The organism is Tabrizicola sp., from assembly GCF_034366665.1.
Classification (GTDB): Bacteria; Pseudomonadota; Alphaproteobacteria; order Rhodobacterales; family Rhodobacteraceae; genus Tabrizicola.
The window spans coordinates 15789-38531 of sequence record NZ_JAXMMF010000095.1; the positions used below are offsets into that span (position 1 = coordinate 15789).

Genomic DNA, 22743 nt, shown 5'->3' on the forward strand with positions numbered 1-22743 from the left:
TGGTGAAATGAACTTACCAATCGGCGCCGCCAGCGCAAGCGGGAACGCGGGGTCAGGCCAGCATCAGCGCGTGACGCAAGAGGGCGCGCTTCGCGTAATCGCCCGTGGCAAGATCAAGCACCCGGCCGGGAATTGCGACGGTGCCGTCGGCGCGGACCTCGGCTGCGGCCAGGAAGGGCAGTCCGGGTGGGAGGATCGACCATTGCAGCCCGCCTCCGCCAGCCGGATACTGGTGGCCGGGTGGCATCAGGGCGTCGTGCCGGGTGGCGGGCAGGACCTTGGCGATGCGCTGCTCTCCCTGGATGCGGATGTCGCGCAGCGTGCGGGTCTGGAGGTCGGCGTAGCCGGCCGCGCCGCGCTGACCCAGGACCTGGTCATGCACCTTCGGACGCTGAAGATCGGCGGCCGAGGTGGCTGCCGGCAGGCCCAGCCGACCGCCCGAGTTCAGCGTCGTGCCGTCAAAGCGGAACTGGTCGGGCCGGGGCAGCTGCTTCAGCACCAGAATCCAGTAGCCTTGGGCAAGACGACCCCGGTGAAAGCCAAGGGCGGCTTCGGTTTCCGCCTCATAGCCCGGCTTGATCCATTGCAGGGTGGTGACTTTGCCCGAAAGCGTCACGTGCTGGCCAAGGATGATCGACATGCCCCCTCCGTCCGTCCGCAGCGCAAAGCGTAAAGGAACAGTGGGCCTGCGACAAGAACGGCGGTTTCAGCCGGGCGGGTGGTCGATCAGTCGGCTCAGGGCGGTCTTCAGGTTGGAAAAGACCGCGTCCCCGAGATGATCGCGCCAGCGCGCCTCGATCTGCAGCTTGATGCGGTCGGCGTCGCGCATGGCGGCCTCGCCTTCTGGTGTCAGGCGGACACGCCGGGCGCGGGCGTCGGTCGTGTCCGGCGTGCGCATGACGATGCCGTCTTTCACCAGCTCGTCAACGAACTGCTGGACGGCCTGTTTTGTCAGCCCGGCCTTCTCGGCCAGGTCACCTTGCCGGATGCCGTCCGGGCCGATGTGGACCAGAAGGTTGCCGCGGGCTTGTGCGAACCAGCTGTGACCGGCCGCCGCCATCGCAGCGACGAAATCCTTGCGCCAGGCCACATTGGCCCGCCACAAAGTCCAGCCGATATGGTCTGGGACCATCCTTCAGGCTCCATATGGTCAAGTGACTTGACAATCTCGGCCCTGTCGGCCAATAGTCAAGTTTCTAGACCATTTCCGGTCAGTTGCCAAGCGCCGGGACATTCCCGGCAGAAAAAGGATGTCGCGATGAGAGTTCTTGAGAAGGCCGTGCTGGAGGTTCTGCTGCCAGGCTTCACGCACCATATCGACATCGGGCAGGGCACCGATGCGAAAATGAGCTTCGGTGCAGGTGGGATGGCGCAGATGGTCCTGCCCGGCAAGCCACCGCTGAACGGCGCGTGGACACCGCGGCCCGATGGCTATCACGTCGCCTGGACGGGCGGGCCGGAGGGATACTGGAAGATCGCGCACGAGGCGGGCCGGCTGGCCTATATCGATCCGACGGGCCGTGAGGCCGGAACGGTGACCCGCATCGAGCCGATACAGCCCTGAAGCTGATCCCGGATCGGCGCGGCTGTCCCAGGGACAGATTTCTTGATCAGGAAATCTGGGTCCAGGCCCTGCCGGTCACGCGGAATGGGCTCCGTCGGCAAGCGCCTTGACGCGGGCCAGCACCTCGGCCACCGGAACGCCCGCGCCGATGTCCTTGACGATGGCTGACCCGACAACACAGCCGTCCGCGACGGATGCGATGGCTTGCGCCTGGGCGGGGGTGTTGATCCCGAAGCCCACGATGATCGGCAGATCGGTAGAGCGCTTGATGCGGGCGACCTCGGGGGCGACATCGGTGGCCACTGCGGCGGCAGCGCCGGTGATCCCGGTGACGGACACGTAATAGACAAACCCGCTGGTGTTTTGCAGCACCTTGGGCAGGCGTTTGGCATCGGTGGTCGGGGTGGCAAGACGGATGAAGTTGAGGCCCGCAGTCTGGGCGGGGATGCAAAGCTCGTCATCTTCCTCGGGCGGCAGGTCGACGACGATCAGCCCGTCGATCCCGGCCTCGGTCGCGTCTTTCAGGAAGCGGTCGACACCGCGCGAATAGATCGGGTTGTAATAGCCCATGAGGACGATGGGCGTGGTCTTGTCCCCGGCCCGGAAGGCGCGGACCATCGCCAGCACCTTGTCCATCGTCATCCCGCCTTCCAGCGCGCGCTGACCGGCGGCCTGGATCGTCGGGCCGTCGGCCATGGGATCGGTGAAGGGCATCCCGAGTTCAATCACGTCGACCCCGGCGGCGGGCAGGCCCTGCATGACGGCAAGGCTCGTCGCCTCATCAGGATCGCCGCCCATGATATAGGCGACGAAGGCCTTTTTGCCCTGCGCGCGCAGGCGGGCGAAGGTGTCGTCGATCCGTGTCATGGTGGTCCCCCTTGTCAACGGCTCCATCTGCCATGCGGGCGCGGGGGAAATCAATGGGGGCCGCTTGATCCTTGAGGCGCGCGCCCGTAGAAGGCCCCCTGTCGCCAATGGAGGGAATGATGGGTTTCAGGATGGGCATCGTCGGGCTGCCGAACGTGGGCAAGTCCACCCTCTTCAACGCGCTGACCCGGACGGCGGCGGCGCAGGCGGCGAACTTCCCGTTCTGCACCATTGAACCCAACGTGGGCGAGGTGTCCGTCCCCGATGCGCGGCTGGACAAGCTGGCGGCCATCGCCGGGTCAAAGCAGATCATCCCGACGCGGATGACCTTCGTCGACATCGCTGGTCTGGTGCGCGGCGCGTCGAAGGGCGAAGGGCTGGGAAACCAGTTCCTGGCCAACATCCGCGAATGCGACGCCATCGCCCATGTGCTGCGCTGCTTTGAAGACGGCGACATCACCCATGTCGAGGGCCGGATCGACCCGGTGGCGGACGCCGAGACGATCGAGACGGAACTGATGCTGGCGGACATGGAGTCGATCGAGCGTCGCCTGACCGCGCTGGGCAAGAAGCTGCGGGGCGGGGATCAGGAGGTCTTGGATCAGGACCGACTGCTCCGCGCGGCGCTGGCTGCGCTGAACGAAGGCCGCCCGGCGCGGACGCTGAAGATCGCGGAGGAGGACCGCAAACAGTGGCGGATGCTGCAGCTTCTGACCGCGAAGCCGGTGCTCTACGTCTGCAACGTCGAGGAGGCCTCGGCGGCCTCTGGCAACTCCCAGTCGGCGCGGGTGGCGGAAATGGCGGCGGCGCAGGGGGCGGCGTCGGTGGTGATCTCGGCCCGGATCGAGGAAGAGCTGGCGCAGCTGCCCGAGGACGAGGCGGCGATGTTCCTGGAAGAGATGGGGCTGCACGAGGCGGGCTTGGATCGCCTCATCAAGGCGGGCTATGCGCTCCTCGGTTTGCAGACCTATTTCACGGTGGGGCCGAAGGAAGCGCGGGCCTGGACGATCACCAAGGGGACCCTGGCTCCGCAGGCGGCGGGGGTCATCCACGGGGATTTCGAGAAGGGGTTCATCCGGGCCGAGACCGTGGGTTACGACGATTACATCGCCGGGAACGGCGAGGCGGGGGCCAAGGAAGCGGGCAAGTTCCGGGTCGAGGGGAAGACCTATGAAGTGAAGGACGGGGACGTCCTGCACTTCCTGTTCAACGGGTAGTGTCCACGCGCGAACGGGTTTCCGGGCCAGCGATTTCAATGGGTTGACGGTGGGCGTTCGGACGGTGTCAACCCCGTGGTGCCGCTCGTCGATGACTTCGTCACTCCTCGCTGGGGATCATCCGACGAGGAGACGAAGTCGAACGAGGAGGGTTCCCTGGGTTACACCCCCGCCGGATTGTCAACCTCGCCGCCCATTTCCTTCAGGTCCTGATAGCGGTCGCCGATGCGGTGGTGGGGGCGGCCTCCCAAAGACGCGCCGAGGGCGATGACAAGCTCGTCGTGGCCCGGCGCGTCGGGGACGCTGAACTGCACCGTCAGATAGTGCGAGCGGCGGCCGGCGTCGTGTTTGTCCATCAGCGGGATCTGGATCTGTGTGTTGGCCGGGCCGCGGGTGTTGGTGAAGCCGAGGTAGGTCTTGGCCCCCACGGCCTCGCGGTAGAAGTTGCCAAAGCGCAGGGTATGGATCAGGGCAGAGCAATGTTCCAGCTCACACGCCGTGCCGCAGAGGGCGGCCTTGCCGTAGGCCTCGATCTTGTCGCCCCCACCTGCCAGGCGGATCAGGCGGTCGGTGAGGAGTTTGCCAAGCGCGGGTCCCATCCGTTTGATCTCGGGTGAGAGGTCATCGACATACCCCCGGCCGTACCAGGGGTTGGTGACCACTGCGGCGACGGCGATCATCCGCAGGGGCGGGGTGCAGGCGCGGCCGCCGTCGGTGACCGTATCCTCGTCATAGGTCACAAGCTTGCGGAGTTCGGGGAGGGACATCGGGGGTTCCTTGTCTTAAGCGCCGAGTTGGCGGGTTTGGCCCGTGGTTTCGGTGCCGTGGTAGATCGAGAAGCTGCCGTTGCGGAAGTCCTCGGCATAGCGGCACAGCATCTGCGCCTCGGCCGGATTGGCAAGTGCGGCGCTGGCGAGGTCGGCCAGGGGCAGGATGCGATACCCGTTTGGCAGGGTGCCGTGGACGGTGCCGTGGTAATAGACCGCGTGGCCGCCGGTGCTGCGGTCGTCGAAGGCGGCATAGACGAAGTCGATCTCGGGCATCAGGCCTTGGGCGGTGAGGCTGGCGGTCAGGCTGTCAAGCGTGGGTTGGGGCGCGAGGGGGAGGCAAAGCTTGCCGTCGTCCTTGAGAAGGACCCCGCCGTTGCAGGCCAGCACTGCGCCCAGGCGGCTGCCTTTCGTCGCGGCGGCGGCTTCGGCGAGGTCTTTCTCGATCCCGACCGAGAAGTAGTTGCCGCGGAAGTAGCCGAGGGGTTGGCCTTCGGCGGTGGCGAAGTCGTGGATGCGGCCGATCAGGATCAGGTGGTCGCCTGCGTCGACAAGCTGGTGGTTTGCGCAGGTGAATGTTGCCAGCGCGCCGTCGATCAGCGGCATGTCGGCGGGGCCGGGGGTCCAGGCGCATTGGGCGAACTTGTCGGGCGCGCGCGAGGCGAAGAGGCCGGAGACGGCTTTCTGGTCTTCCGAGAGGATGTTGACGGCGAAATGGGGCGCTGCGGCGAAGGTGTCGGCGGAATGCGCGGTCTTGGCGAGGCAGACGAGGAGAAGGGGTGGGTCGAGGGAGACCGAGGTGAAGCTGTTCGCCGTGAAGCCCCGGGGCGTGCCGTCGGGCTGGCGGGTGGTGACGACGGTGACGCCGGTCGCGAAGGCGCCGAAGGCTTGGCGGAGGGCTTTGGGGTCAAGGTCTTTCGGGTCGGTCATCGCAGGACCTCGGTCAGGAAATCGGTGACGGGGCGGTTCACCGCCGCGGGGTCTTCGGCGAGCGCCATGTGGCGGAGGCCCTTCAGGATGACGAGGCGGGCGCGGGGGATGTCCTCGGCGATGGCGATGCTCATGGCGGGGTTGTTGCCGTGATCCTCGTCGCCGGTCAGGACGAGGGTGGGGACCGAAATGGGCGGGTTCGGGGCGACGATCTCGTCCACTCCGTTTGCGAGGATGCGGTAGAGTTTGACGTAGACCTCACGCCTGTTCGACAGGACCCAGTGGCGGGTCAGGTCCATCAGGTCGGGGCGAGTGGCTTGGGCGTGGTCGGTGTACCAGCGTTGCAGGGCAAGCTCGACGGTGGCTTCGGGGCCTTCGGCTTCGGCCTGGGCGACGCGGTAGAGGATCGCGGCCTGCTGTTTCTCGGTGCGTTTGTGGGCAGAGTGCAGGATGACAAGGGCCGTGGTGCGGTCGCGGTAGTCTTGCGCAAAGCGGCGGGCGATCATCCCGCCAAGGGAGAAGCCGACCACGGCGGCTTTGTCGATGTTCAGGTGGTCGAGGAGTTGGGCGAGTTGGTCTGACAGGTCCTTGAGCGTGGGGTCGCCCTCGGGCGGGGCGGATTGCCCATGGCCGATCAGGTCGTAGGTCAGGACGCGGAATTTCGTGAGGTCGGGGATCAGCCACTGCCAGACGGCGCGGGTCAGGCCGAGGCCGTGGATCAGGGCCACCACGGGGGCGTCCTCGGGGCCGGTGAGGTCGTAGGTGGTGCCGTTGTGGATCATAGCGGCTTCCAGGCGATGACCTCGACCTCGACGCGGATGTCGACGAGGAAGTCGGAGACGAGGGCGGAACGGGCAGGCGGGTGCGTGGGAAAGTAGTCGCCGTAGACCGCGTTGAAGCCGGGGAAATCGGCGCGGTCCTTCAGCCAGACCATCGTTTTCACCACGTCGTCGCGGGTGCAACCTGCTTCGGCGAGGGTCTCGGTGATGCGGTCGAGGCAGGCGCGGGTCTGGTCCTCGATGGTGCCGGTGGTGAGGACCTCGCCGCCGACCATCGGGATCTGGCCGGTCAGGAAGACGAAATCGCCCGCGCGGACGGCTTTCGACAGGGAAAGGGTCCGTCCGTTGATGACGAGCGGGCCGCCGATGATCTCTTTCATGCGCTTTTCCATAGGACTTGGTGTGCCATTCCATAACGGCGACGGATTGCGAATTTTCGTCATGGGGTGGCGAAATTTCGGAAACAAGGCGCACCGTGGCGCGGCATCAACGGGGAAAGCCGGGAGGACGAGGATGTCTGAGATCAAGCGCTGCCAGATGCTGATCGACGGGGAATGGGTCGGGGCCTCAGATGGTGGGGTGTTTCCGTCGGTCTCGCCGGTGACGGGCGCGGTCTGGGCCGAGGTGCCGGAGGCGACGGCAGCGGACGTGGACTGTGCGGTGCGGGCGGCGGATCGGGCTTTGGCGGGTGAGTGGGGGGCGATGACGCCGTCGGCCCGGGGCAAGTGCTTGCGGAAGCTGGGGGACTTGCTGGCCGAGGCGTCGGAGGAGCTGGGGCGGGCGGAGACCCTCGACACCGGCAAGATGCTGAAAGAGACGCGCTGGCAGGCGAAATACATCGCGGAGTTCTTCCACTTCTATGCCGGGGCGGCGGACAAGATCGCGGGCGAGGTGCTGCCGATCGACAAGCCGGACATGCTGGTCTTCACCAACCGCGAGCCGTTGGGCGTGGTGGCGGCGGTGGTGCCGTGGAACTCGCAGCTGTTCCTGTCGGCGGTGAAGCTGGGGCCGGCTTTGGCAGCGGGGAATACGGTGGTCTTGAAGGTGTCTGAACACGCCTCGGTCCCGATGCTGGAGTTCGGGCGGCTGATCGAGGCGGCGGGGTTTCCGGCGGGGGTGGTGAACATCATTTCGGGGCATGGCGAGGTGGGGCGGGTGCTGACCTCTCACCCCCTGGTCGCCCGGGTGTCGTTCACGGGGGGGCCGGAGACGGCGCGGCATGTGGTGCGGAACTCGGCGGAGAATTTCGCGGAGGTGTCGCTGGAGTTGGGGGGGAAGTCGCCGTTTGTGGTGTTCGAGGATGCGGACCTGGACAGCGCGGTGAACGGCTGCATGGCGGGGATTTTCGGCGCGACGGGGCAAAGCTGCGTTGCGGGGTCTCGTTTGATTGTGCATGAGGCAGTGGCGGATGAGTTCCTGGCGCGGCTGGTGGCGGCGGCGCGGGCCATTCGGATCGGCGATCCCCTGGCGGACGAGACGCAGATGGGGCCGCTTTGCACCGAGGCGCAGGTGCGGCTGATCGAGGCTCAGGTGGCTTTGGCGGTGAGCGAGGGGGCGACGGTTCTGACTGGCGGCAAGCAGCCCGCGCTGGGCCGGACGTATTACGAGCCGACGATTGTCGACTGCCCATCACCCGACCTGACCATCGTGGATACCGAGCTGTTCGGGCCGGTGCTTTCGGTGCTGCGGTTCAGGGACGAGGCGGAGGCCGTGGCCTTGGCGAACCGCTCGCAGCATGGGCTGGCGGCGGGGGTTTTCACCTTGAACGGTGCGCGGCAGATGCGGGTGGCGAAGGCCATTCGCGCCGGGATCGTCTGGGTGAACACCTACCGCGCGGTGTCGCCGATTGCGGCTTTTGGCGGGGTCAAGGGTTCGGGCTATGGGCGCGAAAGCGGATTCCAGGCGCTGTACGACTACACGCGGCCCAAGACGATCTGGGTCAACACCTCATCCGAGCCCATCGCCAATCCTTTCGTGATGCGCTGATCTAGGGAGACTGAAATGAAATTTCATCTGGCGATCAACATGGAGCGGATCGACGATACGCTGTCCATGAAGGACGTGGCCAAGCACACGCTGGAGATGGTGCAGATGGCCGACGCGGGCGGCTTTCGCATCGCCTGGGCGGCGGAGCATCACGCGCTGGAGATGACCATCGCGCCGAACCCGTTTTCGATCCTGACCTGGTGGGCCGAGCATACGAACGACATCCGGCTGGGCACGGCAGTCATCGCGGCGCCCTACTGGCACCCGATCAAGGCAGCGGGGGAGGCGGCGTTTGTCGACCTTATCTCGGGCGGGCGGCTGGAGTTCGGCATCGGCTCGGGCGCCTATCAGCGTGAGTTCGACCGGATGCGGCCGGGGCTGAAGCAGACCGACGCCTGGCGCTACATGCAGGAGATGCTGCCGGTGATCCGGGCTTTGTGGCAGGGCGACTATGCGCATGAGGGGGAGCATTGGTCGTTCCCGGCCTCGACCTCTTGTCCGAAGCCGGTGCAGGCCGAGGTCCCGGTCTGGGTCGCGGCGCGGGCTCCGATCACCTATGACTATGCGGTCAAGCATGGCTGCAACATCCAGTCCTGGCCGCTGACCCGGGACATGGCGGAGGCGGAGCTTTACATGGGCCGGATGGCCGAGGCGCTGGCGAACAATCCGGGCAAGAAGCGGCCGGTGATGGCGATGATGCGCCATACGGCGGTCTATGACCAGAAGGAGGACTGGATGGTCCCGGTCCGCGCGGCTCAAAGGCAGCTGTCGCAATTCGAGAACCTGTTCAAGAACATGGGCGATGTGGCGAACGGGTTCCCAAAGGCAATTCCGTTGGATCAGCTGGGCAACCGGGCGGAGTATGACCCGGAGATGCTGAGCCGGAACCTGATGTTCGGGACGCCCGACGAGGTAATCGCCAAGCTGAAGCTGTATGAAGCGATCGGGGTGGATGAGTTCATCTACTACGCCTCGCTGGGGCTGGGGCTGGCCGAGCAGAAGCGGTCGATGGAGCTGTTCTGCAAGGAAGTGATTCCGGCGTTCTCGTGATCGCCGCTCGTCGATGACTTCGTCACTCCTCGCTGGGATGCTCCGACGAGGAGACGAAGTCGAACGAGGAGGATTTGTCGCGGACCGCACGGGTGGTGCGTTCGCGCAGCGTTTCCAGGTAGCTGGTCAGCGTGCCGGGCCAGGAGGGGGTGGCTTCCGTGGGCGCCCAGCCCTGGCGGTAGTCGCTGGGGCGGCGGTCGAAGCATTTGCGGAAGGCGGATGCGAAGTGGCTGAGGGCGTTGAAGCCGGTGGCGGTGGCGATCTCGCGGACGGTCAGCTTTGTCGCGATCAGCAGGACCCGGGCGTGTTGCAGGCGGACGAGGGTGCCGAACTGCACGACCGAGCAGCCAAGCCCCTTGTGGAACTGGCGTTCAAGCTGGCGTTGGGAAAGGCCAAGGCGCTGGGCGATTTCGGGGACCGGCAGGGGGTCGGCGATGTTCGCCTCGATCAGGGCGATGGCCTTCCGCAGGGTGGGTGAGAACTGGTCGGTGCCCTGGCCGAGGGTGCGGCGCTGGGGGGCTTCGGGCGGGCGGACGGGGTGGTGGAGCATCTGGTCGGCGACCTCACCCGCCATGCTGTCACCGTGGCTTCGGGCGATCTGGCGGAGCATGAAATCGGCCCCGCCAAGGCCGCCCGCGCAGGAGAGGATGGGGTCGCCTTCAGTGTAGAGTTGTTCGAGGAGGGGGACGTCGGGGTAGCGTTCCTGAAAGCCCGGCGCCCAGGACCAGTGGGTCGCGATGGGGGTGGCGGTGAGGAGGCCGGCGCGGGCCAGAAGGTAGCAGCCAAGTTCGACCGCGCAGAGGCGGGCGCCGTCGCGGGACTGGCGGCGGAGCCAGGCCAGGAGGTCGCGGTTGGCGTAGTCCTCGGCCCCCCACGAGGCGAGGGCGCAGATGAGCTCGCCGCGGCGGGGGCGGTCGGAGAGGGGTTGGGCGGTGATCGTCAGGCCGTTCGAGGCGGGGATCTCGGACCCGTCGGGGGAGAGGATTTCCCACTGGTAGAGCGGTTCGGGGGCGAGGTAGTTGGCGACGCGGAGGGGCTCGATCAGGCTGATCAGGGTCGCCATGTTGAAGCGGGGGATGATGACGAAGGTGACCCGCGTCACGGGCGCGACGGGGGTCCGCAGGGCGGGGGCGGAGATGCGGTTTTCCGTCATGGGCGGCAGGATAGCCGTCGGAATACCGGGGGGAAAGGGTGGTGGCTGTCCACGCAGGACGGGCCCTTCGGGCGGTGGAAAATCAAGGGCTTGCCTGTGGGCGTTCGGGAAGCGTTAAGCGTCTTTCCTAGTACCACATGTCGTCCATCGACGCTTTCCGGCGGGCCATGAAGTCCTGCAGCGCCTCGTCGGTGGCCTGGTCCAGCGGGGGGGCCTCATAGTCGCGCAGGATCTTCTTCCAGCGGGTGTTGGCGCGCTGGGCATAGTCGATGCCGCCCTGTTCGTCCCAGGTCTCCCACGGCTGGTTGTCGTCCAAAGCGCTGTCCCAATAGGCCGTCTCGTAGTGCTTCAGGGTGTGCTGGGTGCTGAAGAGATGCTGGCCGGGGCCAAGTTCGTTCAGGGCGTCGAAGGCAAGGGTGTCTTCGTTTACCTGCATCCCGTCGAGGTAGGAATGCAGCGCGCCGCAGATGTCGGTGTCCATCACGACCTTTTCGTAGGACATCGACAGAAGGCCGTCGAGGAAGCCTGCCGAGTGCAGGACATAGTTCGCGCCCCCCTGCACGGCCGACATCATCGACATCATGCTTTGCCACATCGACTGGCCATCGGGCAGCTTGGAGGTCGAGAAGTTCCCCGCGCAGCGCAGGGGCAGGTTCAGGCGGCGGGCAAGCTGGCCCATCGCGAGGGAGCCGATGGCGGGTTCCGGGGTGCCGAAGGTGGGCGAGCCGGTCTTGAGCGACATCGAGGAGAAGAACGACGCAAGGATCGTCGGCGCGCCCGGCCGGGTGAGTTGCGCCAGCGCGCAGGAGGCCATCGATTCAGCAAGGCCCTGGGCGACCATCCCGGCGATGGTCAGGGGGGCGACGGCGCCTCCCAGAAGGAAGGGCAGGTGGATCGAGCCCTGGTTCGCGGCGGCGTAGGTGCGGATGCCGGCGGCGGTGACGCCGTCGATCACCAGGGGCGAGGTGGTGTTGAAGTTGCCCATGATGACGCAGTTCTGGTCGGTGAACGCCTCGCCAAACAGGATGCGGGCCATCTCCACGCTGTCGGCGGCGCGGTCCGGCGCGGTGATCGACCCCAGGAAGCCGCGGTCGGAATAGCGGATGTGGCTGTAGACCATGTCGAGGTGGCGCTTGTTCACCGGGACATCGGTCGGTTCGCAGACGGTGCCGCCAGAGTGGTGGAGCCAGGGGGACGACTGCGCCAGCTTGATGAAATTGCGGAAGTCCTCGATGGTGCCGTAGCGGCGGCCGCGGTCGAGGTCCATCACGAAGGGGCTGCCGTAGGAGGGCGCGAAGACGACGTTGTTGCCGCCGATCTGCACGGTGTTTGCCGGGTTGCGGGCGTGTTGGGCGAAGACGGGCGGGGCGGTCTTCAGCACCTCGCGCAGCATGTGCGGCGGGAATTTCACGCGCCAGATGTTCTGGGTGGTTTCGGTGACCTCGGCCCCTGCGGCTTTGTAGAGGCGCATGGCTTCGGCGTCGTCGCGGAGTTCGATGCCGATTTCGGCCAGGATGCGGTCGGCGGTCTGCTCGATCTTCTGCAGGCTTTCCTCGGACAGGATGTCGTAGGTCGGGATGCCGCGGGTGATGTAGGGGCGGTGAACGCCGGCCTCGACCCCGACGCGGGCGTCACGCATTTTCTGCCGCCCGCCGCGCTGCCGCTTTTCGGGGATGTCGCCGTCGGCCATAGGGATCGTCCTTCGATAAGTCGGGGCCATGTTATGCCGCGCGGGGGCGCGCGTGACGCTGGAAAAGCCTGATGGAGTTGATAAGCTGGGTTTATGGAAACCCTGCGCAGTCTGGTCCCGTCGATCAACGCCCTGGTCGTCTTCGAGGCGGCGGGGCGGCTGGGCAGTTTCACCGCGGCGGCGCGGGAGTTGCGGATGACGCAAGCGGCGGTGTCCTATGCGATCCATCGGCTGGAAGAGCATCTGGGGACGGCGCTGTTCCTGCGGGAACATCGGCGGGTGCGGCTGTCCTCGGCCGGGGCGCGGTTTCATGCCGACGTGGCGATCGGGCTGTCGCATATCCAGCGCTCGGCCCGCGAGTTGCGGACTGCGGCGGAGGGGCATGTGACGCTGTCCTGCTCCACCGCCTTTGCGGCGTTCTGGATGGTGCCGCGGATGGCTCAGTTGCGGGCGGACCTGCCGCAGATCGACCTGCGCATCCAGACCGGGGACCACGACCTGGACCTGGTGGGCGAGGGGATACCGCTGGGCGTGCGCGGCGGCAATCCGGCGGACTGGCCGCAGTATGAGGCACGGCCCTTGGCGGCCGAGGAAATCTGGCCGGTCTGTGGGGCAGGGTATCTGGCGGGGCGCGAGAGGCCCGTTGGCCCGGAGGCGTTGCTTGACCACCAGCTGATCCATTTGGAGGAACCGTTCCGGCAGGCGGCGACCTGGCGGGACTGGTTTGCGTCCGTTGGGGTCGAGGGGCGGCGGGTGCCGAAGGGGCTGCAGATCAACGATTATGTGCTGGTGGTGCAATCGGTGATCGCGGGGCAGGGGGTGGCCTTGGGCTGGCGGCATCTGGTCGAGGGGCTGGTGGGGCAGGGCGTGCTGGTGCGGTTGACGGATCATGCGCTGGTGACGGGGATGGATTTCCACGTCATCTGGCCACGCGACGCGACGTTGCCCCGCCCGGCGCTGGAGGTGCGGGATTGGCTTTTGGCGCAGGCGCGGGTCTAGCGGGCCGTCAGGGCGTGAGTCAGGCAGGCGCCGGTCTCAAAGTACGCGGCTTGGGCTGCGGGGGCGGTTTCCTTGTGCTGTTTGATCGGGGCGAGGGGCAGGGGGGTCTCGCTGTCGGACAAGAGGGCCTGTGCGGCCTGGGTGCCGAAGACGGTGCCGGGGCCGATGCCTCGGCCGGAGTAGCCGAAGATCGCGTAGGCGTCGGGGCCGAAGGCGATGATCTTGGGGATGTGGTCGCGGGTCATGGCGATCCGGCCGGTCCAGCCGTGGGTGAGGGGGATGTCTTTCAGCGCGGGGTAGAGGGCGGCAAGTTTGCGGCGCGCCCAGGCGGCATGGACGCGTGATCCGGGGCCGGTGCCGTTGCCGATGCCGCCGATGATGATCCGTCCGGCCCGGTCGCGGCGGACGGAGGACATGACGAGGGCGGTGTCCCAGCAGCCTTCGCCTTGGGGCAGGATGCTGTCGCGGCGGGCGGGGGGCAGGGGATCGGTGGCGTATTGGCAGTAGTGGACCGGGACGAAGGCGGGACGGAAGGCGGGGCCGAGGGCAAGGTGGTAGGCGTTGGTGGCGACCAGCAGGCGGCGGGCGCGCAGGGTGTGGGGGCCGGAGGTGATGTGCCAGAGGTCGGCCTGGCGAGTGATGGACTGGACGGGGCTTTTCTCGTGCAGATGTGCCCCGGCTTGTGTGGCGGCACGGGCGAGGCCACGGACATAGGACAGCGGCTGGATCGTTCCGGCGCGGGGATCGAAAAGCGCGCCGTGGAATGCGGTGGAGCCGGTGCGGCGGGTGGTTTCCGTGGCGTCGAGGAGGTCCAGCGGCGCGCCCATCGCGCGGCCCTGGCTGTGGCGGTCGGTGAGGTCGGCGAGGCCTTTCGCGGCGTGGGCGAGGTGGAGCGTGCCGTTGCGGGTGGGTTCGCAGTCGATGGATTCGCGGTCGATCAGGGCGAAGACGCGGGACGGGGCCTCGGCCAGGGTGGCGAGGAGTTTGGTCCCGGCGGCCTCGCCCGTCTGGGCGCGGACGGTGTCGGGGGGGAGCCAGAGGCCGGCGTTGACGAGGCCGACGTTGCGGCCTGAACCGCCGTGGCCGATAGTCTGTGCCTCCAGCAGGCAGACGGACGCGCCTTGGCGGGCGGCTTCCAGTGCCGCCGCGCAGCCGGTGAAGCCGCCGCCGATGATGGCGAGATCGATGGTGCGGTCGGCGGCCAGGGGAGGGGCGGTGAAGGTCTCCCGTGCGGTGGTGCGCCAGAGGGTCTCAGAGGTCAAAGCGGACGCCTTGGGCGAGGGGGAGGTGGGCGGAGAAGTTCACCGTGGAGGTCTGGCGGCGCATGTAGCCCTTCCAGGCGTCCGAGCCGCTTTCGCGGCCCCCGCCGGTTTCCTTCTCGCCCCCGAAGGCCCCGCCGATTTCCGCGCCCGAGGGGCCGATGTTGACGTTGGCGATCCCGCAGTCGGAGCCGGAGGCGGAGAGGAAGGTCTCGGCCTCGCGCAGGTTGAGGGTGAAGATGCAGGAGGAGAGGCCCTGGGGGACGTCGTTCTGCAGCGCGATGGCGTCGTCGAAGGCGTCGTAGGTCAGGACGTAAAGGATCGGGGCGAAGGTTTCTTCGCGGACGGTGGCGGTCTGGGCTGGCATCTCGACGAGGGCAGGGGTGACGTAGGCTCCGGCGGGGACGCCCGTGGTGACGGGCTGGCCGCCGTGGACGATGCCGCCCTCGGCCCGGGCGCGGGTGAGTTGGGTCAGCATGCGGTCGCGGGCGGCCTGGTCTACGAGGGGGCCGATCAGGGTGCCCTCGGCGCGGGGGTCACCGATGGGGAGGCTCGCGTAGGCCTTGGTCAGGCGGGCCACCAGGTCCTCGCGGATGGAGCGGTGGACGATCAGGCGGCGGAGCGAGGTGCAGCGTTGCCCGGCGGTGCCGACAGCGCCGAAAACGATGGCGCGGACGGCCATGTCGAGGTCGGCGGAGGGCGCGACGATCATCGCGTTGTTGCCGCCGAGTTCGAGGATCGGGCGACCCCAGCGGGCGGCGACCTTGGGGCCGACGATCCCGCCCATCCGGGTGGAGCCGGTGGCGGAGAGGACCGGGACATCGGGGCTGTCGACCAGCGCCGCGCCGATGTCGGGGCCGCCGATGACGAGTTGGCAGAGGCCTTGCGGCGCGTCGTCGCCGAAGCGGGCGAGGGCGCGGTCCATGATGCGCATGGTGGCGATGGCGGTGAGGGGGGTCTTCTCGGACGGTTTCCAGATCACCGGGTTGCCGCACACCAAAGCGAGGGCGGCGTTCCAGGACCAGACGGCGACGGGGAAGTTGAAGGCGCTGATGACTCCCACGGGGCCGATGGGGTGCCAGGTTTCGGCCATGCGGTGGCCGGGGCGTTCCGAGGCGATGGTGAGGCCGTAAAGTTGGCGCGAGAGGCCGACGGCGAAGTCGCAGATGTCGATCATTTCCTGCACTTCGCCAAGGCCTTCGGAGGTGATCTTGCCGACTTCCAGCGTCACCAGCGCGCCAAGCTCGGCCTTGGCGGCGCGGAGTTCCTCACCGAGGAGGCGGACGAGTTCGCCCCGGCGCGGGGCGGGGACGGTGCGCCATTGGGCGAAGGCGGCTTTGGCGCGGGCGATGATTGCGGGCATCTGGGAGGCCGGGGTTTCGTGGACCCGGGCCAGTTCCGCGCCGTCGATGGGGGAGCGGACGGTGAGGGTGCCTTGGGTCAGGTCCGTCTGGGTGAGGCCTGCGGCTGTGAGGGTGGCGGCGTGGGTCATCTGTTGGCTCCTTCAGGGGTCGCAAGGGCGCGCTGGTCGGGCAGCCCCATTGCGACGAGCAGCGGGCTTTCGGCCTGCCGGGTCTGGAAATCGGATTTGCTGCCCATGCCGCGCCACTGGGCGAGGATCAGCGACTGGGCGACGGCCCCACCCAGCGTGGTGCCGGGGCCGGTGACGATGAAGAGGTCGGGGGCGAATTCGTGGGCGGCGGTGCGGAGGGCGGCGGTGAAGTCGTAGGCCTCGGTCACCTGATGGCCTAGGGTGTAGGCGTGGAGCTTTTCGGGATCGACCGCGCCGGGCCACCAGATCGCGCCGCGCCCGTCGATCAGGGGAAGCTGCGGTTGGGCGAGAAGGGTGGCGGGCAGGGCCGCGCGGCCTTGGGCGGCGACGGGGGCCTGCAGGGCGGTGTGGAAGGCGGCGTGGTTGCCAAGGCGCATCGGGAAGCGGTTCTGGACGGGGTCGACGGCGGTCTCAAACGCCGTGAGGCCCGCCTCGTTCCCGGCGATCACCAGAAGGCCGCCGAGGTCGATGGAGAGGGCGAGGGTGTGGTCCTTTCGCGCGGCGATGTCGTCCACCAGCGCGAGGAGGGCGGCTTTGCGGGTGGGGCGGGGGACCCAGTCCTCATCCACCCAGGGGTAGACCAGTTGGCCGCCAATCAGCGCGGTCTGCATCAGGCGGCCCATCGTGTTGGCGATGGTGAAGCCGTCCTCGGGCGTCACCGCCCCGGCGCAGGCGAGGGCGGAGTACCAGCCCATCGAATTGCCGGTCACTGCGACGACGTCGATGCCCTGGCGGTCGAGGGAGAGGAAGTCGCCCAGCGTGGCGGCGTAGATCAGTGCGCTTGCGTTGTCGCCTCGAGTGTGGCGGGCGAGGGTGAAGCGGTCGGCGCTGTCGAGGGCGGTGAGGGTGTCCTGTCCTTCGGCGGTGCGGAGGGCGTCGAAGCGGGAGAGCAGCTTCGGGTCGGGGAAGTGGCGGGAGAGGGTGCCCAGCTCGGTCGCGTTGTAGGTGCCTCGGCCCGGGCAGATGACGACGGCGGTTTTGCGGGTCATTTCGCCCTCGTCAGGGCAAGGGCGGCGGTCAGGATCTGGTCCTTCGACGGCATCGTTGCGGCGTAGGCCGGGCCGGTGGCGATGAAGCTGTCCTCGGCCGTGAGGCGGGCGAGGGGGGTGCCGGGGGCGGCCTCGTGGAAATGCGCCATCAGGCCTTCGGCGACGCCGCCGGTGTGGCGGGTCTCATCGACGATCAGGATGTGTTTGCAGCCTTTGACGGCGTCGGTCAGGGCCTGTTTCGGCAGGGGCGAGAGCCAGCGGGTGTCGATGATCCGGGTCTTGAGGCCTGCGGATTCCAGCTCGGGCCGGGCCTGATGGGACAGGTAACAGCCGTTGCCGAAGGTGACGATGGCAAGGTCGGTGCCTTGGCCGTCGATGCCGACTTCGCCCAGACGGATGGTCTGCGAGGGGTCGGGATAGCGGCGCATCCAGCCGCCGTCCTTGTCGGCGTGCAGGTCGCGCATCGGGTAAAGCGCGATGGGTTCGACGAAGACGACGACGCGCTGTTCTTCGCGCGCCAGCCGCACACATTCGCGCAGCATCATCGCGGCGTCGGCGCCGTTCGAGGGAACGGCGAGGATCACTCCCGGAATGTCGCGCAGGACGGCGAGCGAGTTGTCGTTGTGGAAGTGTCCGCCGAAGCCCTTCTGGTAGCCAAGCCCCGCGATGCGGATCACCATCGGGTTGGTGAACTGGCCGTTCGAGAAGAAGGGGAGCGTCGCAGCCTCGCCCCGGATCTGGTCTTCGGCGTTGTGGACGTAAGCCAGGAACTGGATTTCCGGCAGGGGCACGAAGCCGTTCTGCGCCATGCCGATGGCGAGGCCGAGGATGGATTGTTCGTCGAGAAGCGTGTCGATCATCCGGTCGGGACCGAAGCGCTGGGTCAGCTTCTGCGTGACGCCGTAGACGCCACCCTTGCGGCCCACATCCTCGCCCATCATGACGATCTCGGGGTGGGTAAGCATCAGGTCGGTGAGCGCCCAGTTGATGAGGCGGGACATGATCTGCGGTTCGGCCATCGCCTTGAGGTCCGCTCCGAACGCCTGTTCGCGGGCTTGCTGGGAGGGGCCGTTGGTCGGGCGGTTGTCGCGGCGGGGCGGGAGGATCGAGGCCATCACGTCCGAAGCGGTCTTGAGGCGTGGGCGGGTAACGGCCTCGGCGGCGACACGGGCGACGCGCGCGCCGGTCTCCTGGTAGATCGTCAGGGCCTGGTCGGGGGTCAGCGCGCCGGCCTGGTCAAGGAGGCGGACGGAGTGGAGGAGGGGGTCGTTGGCCTCTTCGGCCTCCACCTCTTCGCGGGGCAGGTAGGTGGTGGGCATGTCGGCCCCAGCGTGGCCGTAAAGCCGGATGGTGCGGACGTGGAGGAAGGCGGGTTTCTTGCGGGTGCGGACGTACTCGGCGGCCTCAAGCGCGGTGGCGTAGGTGTCGTAGAGGTCAAGGCCGTCGCAGGCGAAGTACTTCAGGCCGGGGCGGTTGCCGAAGGTGGCAGCGATCCAGCCCGACGGGGTCTTGGTCGAGATGCCGATGCCGTTGTCTTCGCAAGCGAAAAGGAGTGGCAGGGGGACCGACTGGTAGCTGGTCCATTGCGCGGCGTTGAAGGCGCCTTGGGCGGTGGAGTGGTTCGCGGATGCGTCGCCGAAGCTGCAGTAGGCGATGGCGTCGTCGGGGAGGATCGCGTGTTCGGGGCGGTGGCGGCGGGCGGCGGCGATGGCGTAGGCCGCGCCGACGGCCTTGGGCAGGTGGCTCGCGATGGTGGAGGTCTGTGGCGGGATCATCAGGGCGCGGCTGCCCAGGACCTTGTGCCTGCCGCCGGAGATCGGGTCCTCAGACGACGAGGCGAAGGAGAGGAGCATGTCGCGGGCGATGGTCTGGCCGGGGACCTGTTCGGCCCGGGCGATCTGGAAGGCGGCGTCGCGGTAGTGAAGGAAGGCGATGTCGGTGGGGCGAAGCGCGGCGGCAACGGCGGCAAGGCCTTCGTGGCCCGAGGAGCCAATGGTGTAGAAGCCCTGGCCCGCCCGCTGCATGGCGCGGCTTTGGCGATCCAGGGCGCGGCTGAGGCAGCCGGAGCGGTAGAGCGAGACGGCGAGCGTCTTGGACAGCGGGCCTTGCGGCGGGCGACCGGGCGGCAGGTCACGGGCGGCGACGCGGGTCAGGAAGTTGTCGTGGACAATGTCGCAGCGGTCCATCAGCGGGTCTCCAGCGCGGCGGCGAGGCGGGAAAGGCCGCGGGTCAGGTCGGCGTCGGAATAGGCGAAGGAGAGGCGCAGGTGGCCGGGCAAGCCGAAGGCGCGGCCGGGGACAAGGGCGACGCCGTGGTCGTGCAGCAGCCAGCGGCAGAAGTCGGCGTCGGTCGGGTGGCCGGTGGCGGCCATCGCGGCGGTGATGCGGGGGAAGACGTAGAACGCGCCGTCGGGGGCGGGGCAGTCGATGCCGGGCATCGCGTTCAGGGCGGCGACCACGCGGTCGCGGCGGGCCTGCCATGCCTCGCGGCGGGTGGTGAGGAGGGACTGGTCGCAGGTCAGCGCCGCGAGGGCTGCGGCCTGCGAGACCGAGGAAGCCCCCGATGTCACCTGTCCCTGCACCGTGCCCATCGCGCCGATGAGGGCATTGGGGCCGATCCCCCAGCCGATCCGCCAGCCGGTCATGGCATAGGCCTTGGAGACTCCGTCGACTGTCAGGGTGCGGTCGCGGAGGTCGGGCGCGGCCTTTGTGACGGGGGTGAAGGGGACGAAGCTGAGGTGGCGGTAGATTTCGTCCGACAGGACCCAGACCTGCGGCTGACTGGCCAACACCCCCGCCAGCGCGCGCAGTTCTGCGGAGGAGTAGACCGCACCCGAGGGGTTCGAGGGGGAGTTCAGCAACAGCCAGCGGGTGCGGGGGGTAATGGCAGCCTGAAGCGCGTCGGGGGACAGCTTGAACCCGGTCTCCATCGGGCAGGGGACAACGACGGGACGCCCGCCTGCCATGCGGACGATGTCGGCGTAGCTGGTCCAGAACGGGGCGGGCATCACCACCTCGTCGCCGGGGTTCAGGGTCGCCAGCATCGCGTTGGCGATCACCTGCTTGGCACCGGTGGAGACGATGACCTTATCCGCCGTGACACCTGCCTGCGCGGCGATGGCGGCGCGGAGGGCGGGGGTGCCGGAGTTGGCGGTGTAGCGGGTCTGTCCCTGGAGGGCAGCCTGATGCGCGGCTTCGATCACATGGTCGGGGGTGGGGAAATCCGGCTCTCCAGTGGACAGCGAGACGACATCGCGGCCCGCAGCGCGCAGGGCGGCGGCCTGTTCGGAGATCTGGACGATCTCGGACACGTCCAGCCCGCGGATGCGGTCTGCGCGGGTGAAGTCTGCGTTCATCTCTGTCTCGCCTGTGCCATCCAGCTCCAGTCTAGCTGGTCTTTCGCCTGAAAATGAGCGACATGTTGGTCATATGGTTGGAGAATAACTCACATGATCGCCCCGCGCCGGTTTCTGCCCTCGATCAGTTCGCTTCTGGCGCTGGAGGCGGTGGAGCGCCTTGGCAGCGCCACGGCGGCGGCGGAAGAGCTGGCACTGACCCATTCGGCGGTCAGCCGTCAGCTGAAGACGCTGCAGGACCAGATCGGCGTGACGCTGCTGCGGCGCGAGGGGAAGGGGCTGGCGCTGACCCCGGCGGGGGCGGACTATGCGGCGTCGATAAGGGACTACCTGCAGGACCTGGCGCGGGCGAGCCTCAAGATCCGGGCGGCGGGCGAACAGTCCAGCCTGAACATCGCCGTCCTGCCCGCCTTCGGGACGCATTGGCTGCTGCCAAGGCTGCGGCGGTTTGCCGGGGAGAACCCGGACATCACGCTGAACTTCGGCACGCGGCTGTCGCCCTTCGACTTCACGCGCGAGCCTTTTGATGCGGCGATCCATTTCGGTGGCGCGGACTGGCCGGGGGCCAACCATCTGGAGCTGGCGCGGGAACGGGTGATCCCGGCCTGCGCACCGGGGTTGATGGCGGGGCCGTTGCAGCCGCAGGATTTGCTGGCCCTACCGCTGCTGCACCTGGAAAGCCGCCCCGGGGCCTGGGAGGACTGGTTCGCTCGGCAGGGCTGTCCGGCGGGCCACCTGCGGGGGATGCTCTTCGACCAGTTCAGCCAGATGGCCGAGGCGGCGGCTTTGGGCTTCGGCGTGGCGCTGCTGCCCGCCTTCCTGGCCGAGGCCGAGTTCCGGGCGGGCCGCCTGCGCCCCGCGGTCGAGGGTTATACCGAGGTTGACGGGGCCTATCACCTGGTCTGGCCCCAGATCAGAACGCCCAGCCGGGCGCTGGCGAGGCTGCTGAAATGGGTGGAGGCCAGTCTGAAGACCTCGGACACCAGTGCCTGAGACAGGCGCGTCGCGCCGTCCGGCACCGGCATTCCGGCCGCCACGGCGCTTCGGACCGACGGGTCGAAGCTGCCGATGGCCCCGGTCATCAGGCCCGCATCGTCGGACACAAGGAAATTCACCGCCCACGCGGCCTTATGGGGTCGACGGGGCGACCGAAGGGCAGGGCGGCGGCCTTCGCCGCCCACTCGGGCTCGTTGTTTGCGGCCTGGATCTTGCATTCGTGGTCCGAGGCCATCCAGCCGACGTTCAGCTGATTGATCCGGATGCCGCGCTGATCGGCTGGCGATGCAGGAACGCAAGCCGTCCCGAAACACGATAAAGGCGCCTGAAACCCTGAAGCCGGGCGAAACGCGTCTGACCCCTGCGGAAGCCAGGACGCTGTATGCGTGGTGGAAACGGGGCGTCTGCGGGGTTTTGCGTCCCGTTGACGCAAGCGGGCGCCATCTCGGCTAAGGCGCAGCCACTGCGCGCGGGGTCACCTGGAATCCCTTTTCCGAACGTGCGGGCCAGCCCTGGCTGGGGCAGGGCGCGGTCCAGGGCGACCCTTTGGCCAGCGGCACACCGCCGCAAAACCGGTCGCACCGCAGCGAAGGTGACGCTTGCGTGGCGTCTGGAAATTTGTCAGACATCTGACATTGGCCTGACAGCTCAACGCCGCAGACCAGTGACGCCTCCGCTTGGGGAGACCCGGGTGTCTTCGGGGGCGCTTGCCAACAGGAACGCGACACGGTGGAGGTACCGATGACATTTCTAAGACGTTGGGTGGGGGTTGCTGCAGCTGCGACGCTGCTTGCCACCACGCCCTTGGCGGCCGAGATCACGATCAACAGCGCGGGCGACAGCACCAGCGGCTCTTACATGGATTACATGAAGACCGTCTATGCCCGCGCCGGGAACCCCGAGATCGTGCAGCTGCCGCTGACCACGTTCGACAACAACTTCCAGCTGCATCCTATGGCAGCGGAAAGCTGGTCGCAGTCAGACGACGGGCTGACCTGGACCTTCAAGCTGCAACCCGGCCTGACCTGGAGCGATGGCCAGCCGCTGAAAGCCAGCGACTATATCTTCGCCCTGCAACGGGCCGCCACCACGGGCTATGACTTTGCCTGGTACTGGGGCTATGCCGGCGGCATCGCCAACTGGGACCCCGTGACGAAGGGCGAGGCCGATGTCTCCACCCTTGGCATCGCGGCACCCGATGATCAGACGATCACCGTGACCACCTCGGCCCCAAAACCATATCTGCCGGGCGTGGTCTCGCTGTGGTACCCGGTCCCCAAGCACGTCTGGGACGTGCATGGCGACGAATACGCCGCCAATGTCGACACGATGGTCTCGTCCGGGCCCTTCCTCTTGGAAACCTGGGAGAAGTCGAACAACAAGATGACCTTCGTCAAGAACCCGTCCTACACCGGGCCCTGGCAGCCGCAGGCGGACCGCCTGGTCATCGACCCCTCGCTTGGCGCGCCCGAGGTGGGCCTTCCGGCCTTCATGGCGGGCGAGTCGGACTTCTCCTACCTGAACGCGGGCCAGATCCCCTTCGTCGATCAGCGCTTCCCCGGCCAGATCGCCAAGAACGCGGTCTTCGCG

General features: G+C 67.7%; 21 protein-coding genes. 7 read left to right on the forward strand and 14 right to left on the reverse strand.

Annotated features, from left to right (window positions below; genetic code table 11):
* Nucleotides 1–52 precede the first annotated feature (52 nt).
* Both U1E69_RS12465 and U1E69_RS12470 read right to left on the reverse strand, forming a co-directional pair.
* The gene (locus U1E69_RS12465) at nt 53–640 is read right to left on the reverse strand and encodes a hypothetical protein (RefSeq protein WP_322244688.1); all 588 of its coding nucleotides are present in this window, start codon (nt 638–640) and stop codon (nt 53–55) included.
* A gap of 66 nt (nt 641–706) precedes the next feature.
* On the reverse strand, nt 707–1132 hold the full coding sequence (locus U1E69_RS12470; RefSeq protein ID WP_322244689.1) for a MarR family winged helix-turn-helix transcriptional regulator: 426 nt from the start codon (nt 1130–1132) through the stop codon (nt 707–709).
* 126 nt (nt 1133–1258) lie between these two features.
* Between U1E69_RS12470 and U1E69_RS12475 the strand changes: the two genes are divergently transcribed.
* Nucleotides 1259–1564 carry a hypothetical protein gene (locus U1E69_RS12475; RefSeq protein WP_322244690.1) on the forward strand — a complete coding sequence of 102 codons (306 nt, stop codon included), beginning with the start codon at nt 1259–1261 and terminating at the stop codon, nt 1562–1564.
* 75 nt (nt 1565–1639) lie between these two features.
* On the opposite strand, the gene trpA is transcribed toward U1E69_RS12475, so the two are convergent.
* On the reverse strand, nt 1640–2431 hold the full coding sequence (gene trpA / locus U1E69_RS12480) for a tryptophan synthase subunit alpha (RefSeq protein WP_322244691.1): 792 nt from the start codon (nt 2429–2431) through the stop codon (nt 1640–1642).
* 119 nt (nt 2432–2550) lie between these two features.
* Between trpA and ychF the strand changes: the two genes are divergently transcribed.
* A complete protein-coding gene (ychF, locus tag U1E69_RS12485; RefSeq protein WP_322244692.1) occupies nt 2551–3648 on the forward strand; it encodes a redox-regulated ATPase YchF in 1098 nt (365 codons plus the stop codon).
* A gap of 161 nt (nt 3649–3809) precedes the next feature.
* On the opposite strand, the gene U1E69_RS12490 is transcribed toward ychF, so the two are convergent.
* Genes U1E69_RS12490 through U1E69_RS12505 form a run of 4 tightly spaced genes read right to left on the reverse strand, consistent with a single transcriptional unit; the run spans nt 3810 to nt 6504 of the window.
* Nucleotides 3810–4415 (reverse strand): amino acid synthesis family protein, encoded by a 606-nt coding sequence (locus tag U1E69_RS12490; protein WP_322244693.1) that lies wholly within the window; start codon nt 4413–4415, stop codon nt 3810–3812.
* Nucleotides 4416–4430: 15 nt separating this feature from the next.
* Nucleotides 4431–5345 carry a flavin reductase family protein gene (locus tag U1E69_RS12495; protein WP_322244694.1) on the reverse strand — a complete coding sequence of 305 codons (915 nt, stop codon included), beginning with the start codon at nt 5343–5345 and terminating at the stop codon, nt 4431–4433.
* Nucleotides 5342–6127 (reverse strand): alpha/beta fold hydrolase, encoded by a 786-nt coding sequence (locus U1E69_RS12500; RefSeq protein ID WP_322244695.1) that lies wholly within the window; start codon nt 6125–6127, stop codon nt 5342–5344. The genes U1E69_RS12495 and U1E69_RS12500 overlap by 4 nt, the downstream gene beginning before the upstream one ends.
* Nucleotides 6124–6504: a RidA family protein gene (locus U1E69_RS12505; RefSeq protein ID WP_322244696.1), complete on the reverse strand. Its 381-nt coding sequence runs from the start codon at nt 6502–6504 to the stop codon at nt 6124–6126. Before U1E69_RS12505 ends, U1E69_RS12500 begins: the two co-directional genes overlap by 4 nt.
* A 133-nt stretch (nt 6505–6637) precedes the next feature.
* On the opposite strand from U1E69_RS12505, the gene U1E69_RS12510 reads away from it, so the two are divergent.
* Both U1E69_RS12510 and U1E69_RS12515 read left to right on the forward strand, forming a co-directional pair.
* The gene (locus U1E69_RS12510; RefSeq protein WP_322244697.1) at nt 6638–8110 is read left to right on the forward strand and encodes an aldehyde dehydrogenase; all 1473 of its coding nucleotides are present in this window, start codon (nt 6638–6640) and stop codon (nt 8108–8110) included.
* A gap of 15 nt (nt 8111–8125) precedes the next feature.
* Nucleotides 8126–9160, forward strand: a complete 1035-nt coding sequence (locus U1E69_RS12515) for an LLM class flavin-dependent oxidoreductase (protein ID WP_322244698.1) — start codon at nt 8126–8128, stop codon at nt 9158–9160.
* A gap of 22 nt (nt 9161–9182) precedes the next feature.
* Here the strand turns inward: U1E69_RS12515 and U1E69_RS12520 are convergent, their stop codons facing one another.
* Both U1E69_RS12520 and U1E69_RS12525 read right to left on the reverse strand, forming a co-directional pair.
* Nucleotides 9183–10313, reverse strand: a complete 1131-nt coding sequence (locus U1E69_RS12520) for a GlxA family transcriptional regulator (protein WP_322244699.1) — start codon at nt 10311–10313, stop codon at nt 9183–9185.
* A 127-nt stretch (nt 10314–10440) separates the two neighbouring features.
* Nucleotides 10441–12003 (reverse strand): trimethylamine methyltransferase family protein, encoded by a 1563-nt coding sequence (locus U1E69_RS12525; protein ID WP_322244700.1) that lies wholly within the window; start codon nt 12001–12003, stop codon nt 10441–10443.
* A 93-nt stretch (nt 12004–12096) separates the two neighbouring features.
* Between U1E69_RS12525 and U1E69_RS12530 the strand changes: the two genes are divergently transcribed.
* Nucleotides 12097–13002 (forward strand): LysR substrate-binding domain-containing protein, encoded by a 906-nt coding sequence (locus tag U1E69_RS12530; protein WP_322244701.1) that lies wholly within the window; start codon nt 12097–12099, stop codon nt 13000–13002.
* Here U1E69_RS12530 and U1E69_RS12535 read toward each other — a convergent pair.
* The 5 genes from U1E69_RS12535 to U1E69_RS12555 are packed head-to-tail and all read right to left on the reverse strand — an operon-like array spanning nt 12999 to nt 20157.
* On the reverse strand, nt 12999–14264 hold the full coding sequence (locus tag U1E69_RS12535) for an FAD-binding oxidoreductase (protein ID WP_322244702.1): 1266 nt from the start codon (nt 14262–14264) through the stop codon (nt 12999–13001). The genes U1E69_RS12530 and U1E69_RS12535 overlap by 4 nt on opposite strands.
* Entirely contained in the window at nt 14254–15753 is a 1500-nt protein-coding gene (locus tag U1E69_RS12540) for an aldehyde dehydrogenase family protein (protein WP_322244703.1), read from the reverse strand. Before U1E69_RS12540 ends, U1E69_RS12535 begins: the two co-directional genes overlap by 11 nt.
* The gene (locus U1E69_RS12545; protein ID WP_322244704.1) at nt 15750–16802 is read right to left on the reverse strand and encodes an ACP S-malonyltransferase; all 1053 of its coding nucleotides are present in this window, start codon (nt 16800–16802) and stop codon (nt 15750–15752) included. The genes U1E69_RS12540 and U1E69_RS12545 overlap by 4 nt, the downstream gene beginning before the upstream one ends.
* The gene (locus tag U1E69_RS12550) at nt 16799–18988 is read right to left on the reverse strand and encodes a thiamine pyrophosphate-dependent enzyme (protein WP_322244705.1); all 2190 of its coding nucleotides are present in this window, start codon (nt 18986–18988) and stop codon (nt 16799–16801) included. Before U1E69_RS12550 ends, U1E69_RS12545 begins: the two co-directional genes overlap by 4 nt.
* Nucleotides 18988–20157 carry a pyridoxal phosphate-dependent aminotransferase gene (locus U1E69_RS12555; RefSeq protein ID WP_322244706.1) on the reverse strand — a complete coding sequence of 390 codons (1170 nt, stop codon included), beginning with the start codon at nt 20155–20157 and terminating at the stop codon, nt 18988–18990. The genes U1E69_RS12550 and U1E69_RS12555 overlap by 1 nt, the downstream gene beginning before the upstream one ends.
* Nucleotides 20158–20250: 93 nt before the next feature.
* On the opposite strand from U1E69_RS12555, the gene U1E69_RS12560 reads away from it, so the two are divergent.
* Nucleotides 20251–21150 (forward strand): LysR substrate-binding domain-containing protein, encoded by a 900-nt coding sequence (locus U1E69_RS12560; RefSeq protein ID WP_322244707.1) that lies wholly within the window; start codon nt 20251–20253, stop codon nt 21148–21150.
* Nucleotides 21151–21894: 744 nt separating this feature from the next.
* A partial coding sequence (locus U1E69_RS12565; protein WP_322244708.1) for a peptide ABC transporter substrate-binding protein occupies nt 21895–22743 on the forward strand: 849 nt, incomplete at its 3' end.